Annotated in this window: 7 protein-coding genes; 4 read left to right on the top strand and 3 right to left on the bottom strand. The window is 50.5% G+C overall.

The window, feature by feature from the left end; all coding sequences use genetic code 11:
• Positions 1–7 precede the first annotated feature (7 nt).
• Positions 8–1,720 (top strand): carbohydrate-binding protein, encoded by a 1,713-nt coding sequence (locus LCH85_14025; GenBank protein ID MCA0353106.1) that lies wholly within the window; start codon positions 8–10, stop codon positions 1,718–1,720.
• A gap of 80 nt (positions 1,721–1,800) precedes the next feature.
• Positions 1,801–2,517 (top strand): phosphatase PAP2 family protein, encoded by a 717-nt coding sequence (locus tag LCH85_14020; GenBank protein MCA0353105.1) that lies wholly within the window; start codon positions 1,801–1,803, stop codon positions 2,515–2,517.
• Here LCH85_14020 and LCH85_14015 read toward each other — a convergent pair.
• Entirely contained in the window at positions 2,514–4,082 is a 1,569-nt protein-coding gene (locus LCH85_14015) for an NAD(P)/FAD-dependent oxidoreductase (GenBank protein ID MCA0353104.1), read from the bottom strand. The two genes, LCH85_14020 and LCH85_14015, sit on opposite strands and share 4 nt — an antisense overlap.
• A 191-nt stretch (positions 4,083–4,273) precedes the next feature.
• Between LCH85_14015 and LCH85_14010 the strand changes: the two genes are divergently transcribed.
• Together LCH85_14010 and LCH85_14005 are read left to right on the top strand one after the other, a co-directional pair.
• Positions 4,274–6,532: a discoidin domain-containing protein gene (locus LCH85_14010; protein MCA0353103.1), complete on the top strand. Its 2,259-nt coding sequence runs from the start codon at positions 4,274–4,276 to the stop codon at positions 6,530–6,532.
• A gap of 92 nt (positions 6,533–6,624) precedes the next feature.
• On the top strand, positions 6,625–6,990 hold the full coding sequence (locus LCH85_14005; protein ID MCA0353102.1) for a cupin domain-containing protein: 366 nt from the start codon (positions 6,625–6,627) through the stop codon (positions 6,988–6,990).
• 49 nt (positions 6,991–7,039) lie between these two features.
• Here LCH85_14005 and LCH85_14000 read toward each other — a convergent pair whose 3' ends face one another.
• Entirely contained in the window at positions 7,040–7,441 is a 402-nt protein-coding gene (locus LCH85_14000) for a hypothetical protein (GenBank protein ID MCA0353101.1), read from the bottom strand.
• 125 nt (positions 7,442–7,566) lie between these two features.
• Positions 7,567–11,709, bottom strand: a complete 4,143-nt coding sequence (locus LCH85_13995) for a hypothetical protein (GenBank protein MCA0353100.1) — start codon at positions 11,707–11,709, stop codon at positions 7,567–7,569.
• Between the last annotated feature and the right edge of the window lie 265 nt (positions 11,710–11,974).

Genomic DNA, 11,974 nt, shown 5'->3' with positions numbered 1-11,974 from the left:
AGCAAATATGCTGCGCTGGTTGCACAATCGCTGGATCTGGAGTTTATTCCTGCTTGGATTACTCGTAGGGAGTGCCCATGCCACGGCCAATCAAGCGCCGTTAGCAGCAATTCCGGCTCAGCCACAGCTACTAATTGGTCAATCCAATCAACGAGCTTGGGAAAATTTTAGTCAACTTGGCGGCACGCCCGCAGGTGGCTCGATTTACTACGAGGTACGCGGAGCAAAATTCAATCAAGGCAAAAATGGCGTTGAAATTCATCGCCAATACGCCGATTTTCTAGCTGCCCGCAATCAATATATTCAAATCGGCGTAAGTTGGAAGGATAACCCGCCAGGTTGGAGCGGCACAGGTGATAATGCACCAGCCTCGCGCCAAGCCACGCTCGATATCGCCACAGGTCGTTATAACAGCAATTTTCAACCATTAATCGACTATATCAATAGTCATCCAAATGGCAAATTTTTGCTGCGCATCGATTATGAAGTGAGTTCAGCCTTCCACTGTACAAGCAGCGATTGTAGCTCCTACAAAAATGCCTATAACTACGTAGCACAATTGATTCGCAGCCGAGCAACCGCTGGCAATGTAGAGTTCATCTATCACCCAGTGCGCGGCGAGTTTGCCCAGCTCTATCCAGGCGATACTAATGTCGATTGGATTGGCCTCTCAGTATTTAATCACGAAGTATGTCTACCAATTTACGACCAAGGGGCATATCAATACAACGGCACACCTGGAATTGGCTTTGACACCCAAACCAACCAGTGCAAAGGCTATGTGCTGCGTCGCGATAGCAATGGCAACTTGAATGCCACACCCCAGAATTTCGATTATGATTTCAATGTGTTGAGCATGCTTAAATTTGCCAAAGATCATGCTAAACCGATGATCTTAGCGGAATCGGCTCCCATGAATTTTGCGCCAGGCCAGAATAGCAATGGCACCGAAGCCGATGCCATGGTCACAACCTGGGTGCAACGCATGTTTGGCTTGATGAGTTATAACGGGCCATTGCCCAATCAAGAGGGCAGCCACAATTTAAGCGGCGTGGTCAAGGCAATTGTCTACATGAACATCGACATGCGCTATGGCTGGGATGGCTACTATGGCCAAAGTGGCTTTGAATTCCCCTACGATGCCAATTGGTTCAATAACGCCCAACTAACCGACTATAGCCAAGCTCGCCAAACATTTTGCACCAATTTGAGCAATCGCGGCTTTAGCACGCGCTGCGGTGGCACGCCACAGCCAAGTGCCACGCCGAATCAGCCGCAGCCAAGCGCCACCCCAACTCCACCAGCAAGCGGGCGCGATGCTTACAGCCGAATTGAAGCCGAAAGTTTTAATGGCCAAAATGGCTTGCAAATCGTTAATTCAGGAGTAGCCAGTGGCGGAGCCAAAGTCGGTTATTCTAACACTGGCGATTGGATTAAACTTAGTGGCGTGAATTTTGCAAATACTCGCCCGCAACAAGTTGTCTTGCGTTACAGTTCGCCACGTACCACAGCTTATGTGCTCGAAGTGCGGCTTGATAGCCCAACCGGCTCATTGCTGGCAAGCCCAGGCATGAATGGAACAGGCGGCTGGGACAATTTCCAAACGCTCAGTTTCAATCTCAGCAATGCCACAACTGGCACGCGTGATGTGTATGTGGTCTGGCGGGCAAATGACTCTGGTTCAATCGCCGATCTGGATTGGCTCTCGTTTACGCGCTAAACCACTGGTGCTAGCTTCAGCCGATGCAGCAATCAGCCAGTTGGGCCAATTGCTTAATCAATAATGGAGCTCCTGAAACCATGCAACAAGCACCAACCAAGCCACGTTGGCAACCCGATCTTTCCGAAACGACATTCAATGGTTTGCGGGCATTGCTCATTTCGAGTGCCGCCACCCTTGGATTAATTGCAATCTTTTGGTGGCTGACCAGCCTGATCAATCCTGAAATTAGCCAATTTGATCGGGCGGGCTTGGCTGGTGGTTTTTGGCTGCGCACTCAGTTGCCCTACCTCAACCCCATTTTTCACCTCGCGACATGGCTTGGCACGCTCTACGGTTTAGCATTGCAAACATTAATTGTCGGCTATTGGCTCTATCGACGCAAGCCAACAGCATGGCGCAGTCGCCTGAGCGTAATCGTTTTGGCCCTGCTTGGCGCGGCCATTTGGATGACCTTGCTCAAGCAGGGCTTTGCCCGGCCACGCCCTAGCATCTTCGAGCCAGCTTACCAGATTAGCACCTACAGCTTCCCCAGTGGCCATGCCATGGCTGCCGCAGCTTGGTATGGCAGTATGGCCATAGCTCTCAGTTATGGCCATACCCAATCACGGCGTTGGGGGATTATTATTGGGTTGGCAGCCATGGCAGTGTTGATCGGCACATCACGGGTTGTATTCGCGGTGCATTATCCGACCGATATTAGCGCAGGCTGGATTGGCGGAATCGCTTGGTTGGCCTGTTTACGGGCAGTTTGGCATGGCATTAGTTGGCAACGCCAGCGCCGCCAATTGAATTAGCCTAAAAGCTGCTTCGCCACGATATAGCCAGAACCGCCATTAATCCCATGGCCTGGCCATGTTGCTGCTCCCAGCATGAAGATATTCGGAACCAGCGTGCGATGGCTAGGTTGGGCGGGCAAAGGACTCAATAGATAGCTTTGGGCTAAATCGTGTGCCCCGCCGTAGGGATCGCCAGGCCCAAGATTGGGGCTGAATTGGGCTAAACTGGTTGGTGTAACTGCGTGTAAGCCGACAACGCTCGATGGAATATTGGGAATATGCCGCTCAACAATTGCCAAAATCCGCTCAACAAAACGTTTGGTCAAATCGCCCGTCCAAGAACCATCACCAACAGCGATCTGTCCGGCGGCATCGCCAACTGGGCGGCATGGCACTTCAAGCACTTGGAGTCGCATAATTGCTTTGCCTGCTGGCGCACGAGTTGGGTCAAGGTTGGTTGGGCAATCGACGGTAAAGGTTGGATTGATTGGCAATAAGCCCGCCATCGCTTGGGCCACGGCCAACGTGCATTGATTCAGGCCATCGGTTAAATGTGGTTGACCAATTCGATTGAAACGCGCATCAGGCCAACGTGGCGGCTCATTCAACGCCAAATGAATTTGAACACAACCACGGCCATAGCGAAACTCTTTGGCTTGTTGCAGCACATGCTCAGGCTGCGGCGAATCGGCCAACAAACGCAAATACAATTGATCAGGATTGACTGAAGCGATTACATGTTCGCGCACGCCAAAAGCCTCGCCAGTATTGGTATGCACCTCGCTAGCCTTGCCATTACTCAGCACAATCCGCGTTGCTGCCGTCTGAGTACGAATTACCCCGCCATGGTCGCTGATCAAACTGCCCAAAGCGCGGGCTAATTGTTCGCTGCCACCTTCGGGCGTTGCCATGCCTGCGCCCATCGTCGCCAGCACAATCAAATAGACCCATAAGCCGCTGCCAATTTCATCGGGAGTGCGGCCAAGATGCATCACCCACGGCGCAAGCATGGCCTGCATCACTGGTGATTGAAATGGGCTGACGACATTTCGCGCCGTTTCGAATAGCAATTTGCTAAATGGCGAATAGCCAGTTTCGCTCCGCAGCAACCGTTGAATCATCGTTTGCGCCGTTGGCGATTGCAAATCCATCGAAAACAAGCCAAAAATGTCTTCAACATAGGGGTTGAGTGAGGCCAACATTTGACCAAGCACTGCACCATCGCCTGTAGCTAAGCGCTCAGCTTCGGCCAGCGCCGCCTCGAAGGCTTGGGGCAAAATCGCCGTGCGCCCATCGCTAAACGAAACTCCAGTTGGAATATCGGTGTTGATATAGCGCAAACCACGGGCCGTCAAATCTGCGCCAAGGTCGGCATAGGCTTGGCTGGTGGTAAATAATGGGTGAGCCGAGGAATAAACATCATGTTTGAAGCCAGGTAAGGTCAGTTCTTCCGTCCGCACCAAGCCGCCAATCCGATCGTTGTTTTCGAGCACCAACACCGATTTGCCTGCCCGTGCCAAGTAAGCCGCCGCGATCAGGGCATTGTGTCCGCTGCCAATCACCACAACATCATAGCTATCCATAACGTTCCTTTCACACCACACATACACGGCAAAAAGGTCTTTGTATATAGCTATTCAAACAGCAGTGTCAAGTAGCAGACAAATTTTGTAGCTGTTTTTGTAGCACCTGTGGCATTGCAGCAGCAACTATTAATATGTTTTAATACTCTCACTGGAATAAGTCCGGTCTTTTCACCAAAGGAGCGACAACGATGTTCTCGAATGTACGGTTTTCTTCCCGTGGAGCATCACGCCTAGCTTTATTAGCATGTTTGGTGCTCAGCCCACTGCTCTTGTTGGGCCAGCCTCAAAGCACATTTGCCGCCACCAACCTCGCGCTCGGCAAAACTGCCGTCGCCTCGACCAGTGAAAACGCCGATTTTGGCGCAGCCCTGGCGCTCGACGGCAACGTTAATACCCGTTGGAGCAGCACGTTTGCCGATGGTCAATGGCTGCGCGTCGATCTTGGCAGCGTCCAAAGCTTCAATAATGTGGTGCTGCGCTGGGAAGCTGCTTACGCCAGCAGCTATCGCATTCAAACCTCAAACGATGCCAACACATGGACAACCATCCAAACCATCACCAATAGCGATGGTAATGTTGACGATTTGAATATCAGCGGCACTGGTCGCTATGTTCGCGTCGAAAGCATCACCCGCGCCACCCCCTATGGCATCTCACTATTTGAATTTGAAGTTTATGGCAATGCTGGCAGCAGCAATATTGCCTTGAACAAAACGACTAGCGCCTCAAGCAGCGAAAATGCCGCAACCACGGCCAATTTTGCGGTTGATGGCAATGTTAATACTCGCTGGAGCAGCACATTTGCTGATGGTCAATGGATTCGAGTTGATCTTGGCAGTGTGCAAAGTTTCAATCGGGTAGTCTTGCGCTGGGAAGCAGCCTACGCCAGCAGCTATCGCGTGCAAACCTCGAACGATGCCAACACTTGGACAACCATCCAAACCGTTACCAATAGGGATGGCAATGTTGACGATTTGAGCATCAACGGCACAGGTCGGTATGTCCGAATCGAAAGTGTTACTCGCGCCACCCAATATGGCATTTCATTATTCGAGTTGGAAGTTTATAGCGGCAGCATCCAACCAACGGTACAACCAACGGCGCAGCCAACTGCCCAACCGACGGCGCAGCCAACTGCCCAACCAACCAACGTTCCAGGCAACTGCACCACCTCAACCAATATTGCCTTGAACAAACCCGCTTACGCTTGGTTCTATGAATCGAAAACCTCGACCCCAGCCCAAGCCGTTGATGGCAACGCCACAACCACCCGCTGGAGCCATCTCTGGTATCCAAGCGGCCCAGCCAATGCTTGGTTGTATGTTGATTTAGGCTCAACCAGCGCCACGATCAACCGTGTGCGAATTCTGTGGGAATCAGCCTACGCCGCCGATTACCAAATTCAAGTTTCGAATGATCGCAGCAACTGGTCAAATATTCGCAGCGTGGTTGGCAACACCCAAACCACCAACGACTACAACCTCACTCCAGTCACAGGCCGCTACTTGCGGATCAACATGACCAAAAAGGGTACCGAATATGGCTACTCAATGTGGGAACTCGAAGTCTATGGCTGTAATGCAGGCAATCCCAGCTATGATCCAGCGCCAACCCCATTGACTGGTAGTTTCAGCCGCGTTTGGGTCGAAAACTTCGATGGCAACAGCCTGAACATGAACAATTGGGCCTATGATAACGATGTTCATGTCAATGGTGAACAACAACAATACACCAGCAACAACGTCGCTGTCAGCGGTGGCACCTTGAAAATCACCGCCCGCAAAGAAACCGCCAACGGTTATCCTTTCACCTCAGGCCGGATTTTCGGCTTAGGCCGCCAAAGTTTCTTGTATGGCAAAATGGTTGCCCGCATGAAAATGCCAGTTGGCGAAGGCTACTGGCCAGCCTTCTGGATGATGGGTGCAAATATCAATGAAGTTGGTTGGCCTGGCAACGGCGAGCTAGATATTATGGAAAATATCGGCTATGGCAACTGGACTTCAGGGGCACTGCATGGCCCAGGCTACTGGGGAGCAGGCTCGGCAGGCGGCTTAGTCAATTTGCCAGCAGGCCAAACCACTGGCGCTTGGCATACCTACGCCGTCGAATGGGACCCAACCTATATCAAATGGTTCGTCGATGATCGTGAAATTCTGAGCTTCACCCGTGCCCAAATCATCGCCGATTATGGTCAATGGACTTATAACAATCCTAAGTTCTTTATCTTGAATTTGGCCTTGGGTGGCGAATATCCCGCTGGCTACAACGGCTGTACTGGCAATCCATTGCCAGCAGGCTGTGCCTACTTCGGTATCAAACAATCAACCGTCGATAGCATCGTGGCGGGCAATGGCCTGCTCGAAGTTGATTACGTTGAAGTATGGCAAAAACCAGGTGCAACAACCCAAGGTGCTCAATATTTGCCTTTGGCACAACAAGAAAACTAACCAACTGTTAGTTCGATCAGCAACCCGACGGATGCATTAGTGCATTCGTCGGGTTATAGTTTAAGTGGCAAATCCTATCAAGGAGCGAATTCATGTCCACAGTTATCAATCTCGTCGAGAAATTTGGCCATTTCAACGATTATTGTAACCCCCGAGTCGTCGGCGAACTCAACGATCAGCAGGTCAAGCTAGTCAAACTTCAAGGGGCTTTCGAGTGGCATCATCATGAGCATGAGGATGAATTATTTTTCGTGGTACAAGGCCGTTTGCGCATGCAGTTACGTGATGGAGACCAAGTGCTCAACCCAGGCGAAATGATCATTGTTCCGCGTTGCGTAGAGCATTGTCCGGTTGCCGAAACCGAGGAAGTTTGGTTGATGTTGTTTGAGCCAGCCACCACCCTTAACACTGGCAACCTACAAAATGAGCGCACTCGCACAGAGCTAGAACACATTTAATAGCATCAGCCGCTCAGAATAGTAAATACTGAGCGGCTGATCACTTCGATTAAATCGAGCCGCTCACATAGGCTTGGCCGATCGTGAAAGTCATCAACACAAACAAAAATGAGCCAACCGTGACTAGTGCGGCAAAACGGGTTTTGATCTGTGGCCGCGCAATTGGAATCCAGTAGAACAACGAGCAAAAGAAGAGTGGAGCCAGCCCGCCCACATAATGGATATACAACTGCACAACACCCAAGCCCTGATCAAGCAGCTTAATGCCTAATAGTGCTTGCAGCATAATCACCAGTTGCATGCTAATAATTGCCAAATTTGCCCAACGATTAAGCTGTTTGCCCTTCCAAGCCAACCAACAGACATAGCCCATCGTCAAAATACTGACCGTTACCACCAGCATCCCCATGTTCAGGTGGACAGTCGGCGAAAGGAACAAGCGATCGATCACGAAGACCTCCTAAATAGATTCTGAGAACCATTCTCACCACAATCCGAACTGTATCATAAAAAGCCAGCTTAATAAAAAAACTGCCCTGTTCGTTGAATGAACAGGGCAGTCGCGATTTAGGAGATTTATTCGCCTTTCATTGCCATTGGCAAATAAATCAGGTTCGGAGTTGGCTGCGTTATATTGGTCGCCGTTGGCACTGGCGTATTGGTTGCCGTTGGCACTGGCGTATTCGTCATCGTCGGCACTGGTGTATTGGTTGCCGTTGGCACTGGTGTATTGGTTGCCGTTGGCACTGGTGTATTGGTTGCCGTTGCAATCGCGGTTGCAGTTGCGGTTGCAATTGCCGTCGCCGTCGCCGTTGGCACTGGTGTATTCGTTACGGTTGCAATTGCAGTTGCGGTCGCGGTTGCAATTGCGGTTGCCGTTGCCGTTGGGACATCGGTTGCCGTTGCCGTTGGGACATCAGTTGCCGTCGCCGTCGGGACATCGGTCGCTGTTGCAGTCGGAACATCGGTTGCCGTCGCCGTTGGCACATCGGTCGCTGTTGCTGTTGGCACATCGGTCGCCGTTGCTGTTGGCACATCGGTCGCCGTTGCAGTCGGGACATCGGTTGCCGTCGCCGTCGGGACATCAGTTGCCGTTGCCGTCGGGACATCGGTCGCCGTTGCCGTCGGGACATCGGTCGCCGTTGCAGTCGGGACATCGGTCGCCGTTGCCGTTGGCACATCAGTCGCCGTCGGTTCTGGTGTGTTGGTTGCCGTCGCGGTTGGCACATCGGTTGCTGTCGCGGTTGGCACATCGGTTGCTGTCGCCGTTGGTATATCGGTCGCCGTTGGTTCTGGCGTGTTAGTTGCCGTTGGTTCTGGCGTGTTGGTGGCCGCAGGAGCATCAAACACGATCGGGCTAGTACCGTTAGCAAACTCAGTTGCGTTATCGTAGCTATCACCATCAGGATTGCCACTAGCACCATCATCACCAACTGAACTCAATGGATCTAAGCCATAATTTACTTCCCAGCCATCAGGCAAGGTGTCGTTATCACTATCGCTATCATTTGGATTGGTATTGTTGGTAAATTCGCCAGCATTACTCAAACCATCGTTATCAGGGTCGCCAGCGGCACCATCATCACCAACACTGCTCAATGGATCAAGGCTATTTCCAACTTCCCATCCATCGGGCAAGCCATCATTATCACTATCACTGTCATTTGGATCAGTTCCAGCAGCGGCTTCTTGACCATCGTTCAAGCCGTCATTATCACTATCAGCATCTTGAGGATCGGTGTTATTGGCAAATTCAGCAGCGTTGGTTGAACCATCGCCATCGGGATCACCAGCGGCACCATCATCACCAACACTGCTCAATGGATTGAGGCTATTTCCAACTTCCCATCCATCGGGCAAGCCATCATTATCACTATCACTATCATTTGGATCAGTTCCAGCCGCAGCTTCCTGGCCATCGTTCAAGCCGTCATTATCGCTGTCAGCATCTTGAGGATCGGTGTTGTTGGCAAATTCAGCAGCGTTGGTCGAACCATCGCCATCGGGATCACCAGCGGCTCCATCATCACCAACACTGCTCAATGGATCAAGGCTATTCGCCACTTCCCAACCATCGGGCAATCCATCATTATCGCTATCACTGGCATTTGGATTCGTGCCAGCAGCGGCTTCCTGTCCATCATTCAAACCGTCGTTATCGCTATCAGCATCTTGGGGATTCGTGCCATTTTGATATTCTTGTAAGTTGGTCGAGCCATCGCCATCAGGATCGCCAGCGGCTCCATTACCTTCGGTTGTACTGGTTGGATTAAGATTATTGCTGATTTCCCAGCCATCAGGTAAGCCATCACCATCGGTATCAGCATTATTGGGGTTGGTTCCCAAACCAGCCTCTTGACCATCAGTCAGGCCATCGTTATCGCTATCAGCATCGTTGGGATTAGTGCCATTTTGAAATTCTTGCAAGTTGGTCGAGCCATCGCCATCGGGATCACCAGCGGCTCCATCATCACCAACACTACTCAATGGATCGAGGCTGTTGGAGACTTCCCAACCATCGGGCAAGCCATCGTTATCGCTATCACTATCATTTGGATTTGTGCCAGCGCTAATTTCAGCACCATCATTCAAGCCATCATTATCGCTGTCAGCATCCTGGGGATTGGTATTGTTGGCAAATTCAGCGCTATTATCCAAACCATCATTATCTGGGTCACCAGCAGCATCGTTTGGATTTAGCGGATCAAGCCCGTTGCTCACTTCCCAACCATCGGGCAAGCCATCATTATCAGTATCGCTGTCGTTTGGATTTGTACCAGCAGCAGCTTCTTGACCATCATTCAAACCGTCATTATCGCTGTCGGCATCGTTCGGATTAGTGCTGTTAGCAAATTCAGCGGCGTTGTTTGAACCATCGTTATCAGGATCGCCTGCGGCCCCATCATCACCAACATTGCTCAATGGATCGAGGCCATTGGCCACTTCCCATGCATCAGGCAAGCCATCGTTATCAGTATCACTGTCATTTGGATCAGTTCCGGCAGCGGCTTCTTGACCATCATTCAAGCCGTCATTATCGCTGTCGGCATCGTTTGGATCGGTATTATTAGCAAATTCAGCGGCATTGTTTGAACCGTCATTATCAGGATCACCAGCGGCTCCATCATCGCCAACACTGCTCAATGGATCGAGGCTGTTGGAGACTTCCCAACCATCGGGCAAACCATCGTTATCGCTGTCACTGTCATTTGGATCAGTTCCAGCAGCGGCTTCTTGACCATCATTTAAGCCATCGTTATCGCTGTCAGCGTCATTTGGATTGGTACCTGCGGCAAATTCAGCGGCGTTGTTTGAACCATCATTATCTGGGTCGCCCGCAGCACCATTGTTACCAGCATTGCTCAATGGATCAAGGCTATTGGCAACTTCCCAACCATCTGGCAAGTCATCGTTATCAGTATCAGTATCATTGGGATTCGTACCAGCAGTAGCTTCAGCACCATCGTTCAAGCCGTCATTATCACTGTCGGCATCATGAGGATTGGTACTATTTTGATATTCTTGCAAGTTGGTCGAGCCATCATTATCGGGGTCACCAGTAGCACCCTGGTTGCCGGTAGCATTCAATGGATTGAGACTATTCGAGACTTCCCAGCCATCGGGCAAGCCATCACCATCACTATCAGCATTATTGGGATTCGTGCCCAAAGCGGCTTCAGCGCCATCATTCAAACCGTCATTATCACTATCAGCATCGTTTGGATGCGTGCCAGCGGCAAATTCAGCAGCATTGCTTGAACCATCGTTATCAGGATCACCAGCCGCGCCGTTGTTCCCTGTTGCATCCAATGGATTCAGGCCATGATTGACTTCCCAGCCATCAGGTAGTCCATCATTATCGCTATCGTTATCCAATGGGTTTGTGCCCGCACTATCTTCGGCACCATCATTCAAACCATCGTTATCGCTATCGGGATCATTGGGATCGGTGCCATTCTGATATTCATCCAAATTACTGGAGCCATCATTATCGGGATCACCAGATGCACCATTACCACCAGTACCATTATTTGGATTCAGGCCGTTATCAACTTCCCAACCATCGGGCAAGCCATCATTATCGCTATCTGAATCATTGGGGTTGGTGCCATTGGTAATTTCTTCGCCATCGGTCAAGCCATCATCATCACTATCTGGATCGAGAGGGTTAGTGCCGTTGGTAATTTCATCAACATCATTCACCCCATCATTATCGCTATCAGGGCGAAACGTTGTTGCTGAAACTGCATCAATTTGATATGCAGTCAATAAGGAAACAAAGCGCACGTACCGATAGGGAGTAGGACTTTGGGGATAATCAACTGTAGTCGTATAGATAGTACCAAGTGATAAACCAACGATATCTAATGATGACGAGGCGATCACTTGGCGGCTAGCATTCAGAAACTGAACAGTCGCTGCCAGCTGCACGCCAATCCCGCCATAATGTACCACTAGATCGCCAGTACCTTCTTCATTAGCACCCATATCGAGAGTCAGGTTTTGTCCGAGCAAACCAATAACTGTTGCTACAGTACCATTTGGTGCTCCAACAGAATTAGCAGCATTAACAATTAGACCACTAGTACTCGAATCAACCGCATTAGCGTAGGGAGTCTCTCCAGCAGCAGCGGCAGAGCGCACCATACCAAGGTGAAGAACCACGATGAAGGCGAGTAAAAGTCGCCCATAATTACGCCGAGACCGATCGAAATTCATACGATTGCTCCTCTGAAATGGCTACATGTCGCGTTCAATGATGATGAAATCTGAGTATAGTAGGTCTGCTAGCCGCATCACATTCGTTAATCGCTGCATTTGATAGTGATCAATCGCTCCGATTAGGTGATGCAGCCTAAACGCTGGCTCACTCAAACTTCAAAGCTACGAATATCAATCACATAGACCACAAGACACTACATCAAATCATGGATGTATGCATATCAATCACAAGCTTGTTATCGATCAACGTTGATCGCCAATT

The organism is Chloroflexota bacterium (assembly GCA_020161265.1).
Lineage (GTDB): Bacteria > Chloroflexota > Chloroflexia > Chloroflexales > Herpetosiphonaceae > Herpetosiphon.
The sequence above is the reverse complement of the archived record's forward strand: the minus strand, read 5'-3'. Positions and strand labels throughout refer to the sequence as shown.

Excerpts from the sequence above, each read along its gene's own strand:
- LCH85_14025 (MCA0353106.1), top strand. The coding sequence starts at position 8 with ATGCTGCGCTGGTTGCACAATCGCTGGATCTGGAGTTTATTCCTGCTT.
- LCH85_14020 (MCA0353105.1), top strand. The coding sequence starts at position 1,801 with ATGCAACAAGCACCAACCAAGCCACGTTGGCAACCCGATCTTTCCGAA.
- LCH85_14015 (MCA0353104.1), bottom strand. The coding sequence starts at position 4,082 with ATGGATAGCTATGATGTTGTGGTGATTGGCAGCGGACACAATGCCCTG.
- LCH85_14010 (MCA0353103.1), top strand. The coding sequence starts at position 4,274 with ATGTTCTCGAATGTACGGTTTTCTTCCCGTGGAGCATCACGCCTAGCT.
- LCH85_14005 (MCA0353102.1), top strand. The coding sequence starts at position 6,625 with ATGTCCACAGTTATCAATCTCGTCGAGAAATTTGGCCATTTCAACGAT.
- LCH85_13995 (MCA0353100.1), bottom strand. The coding sequence starts at position 11,709 with ATGAATTTCGATCGGTCTCGGCGTAATTATGGGCGACTTTTACTCGCC.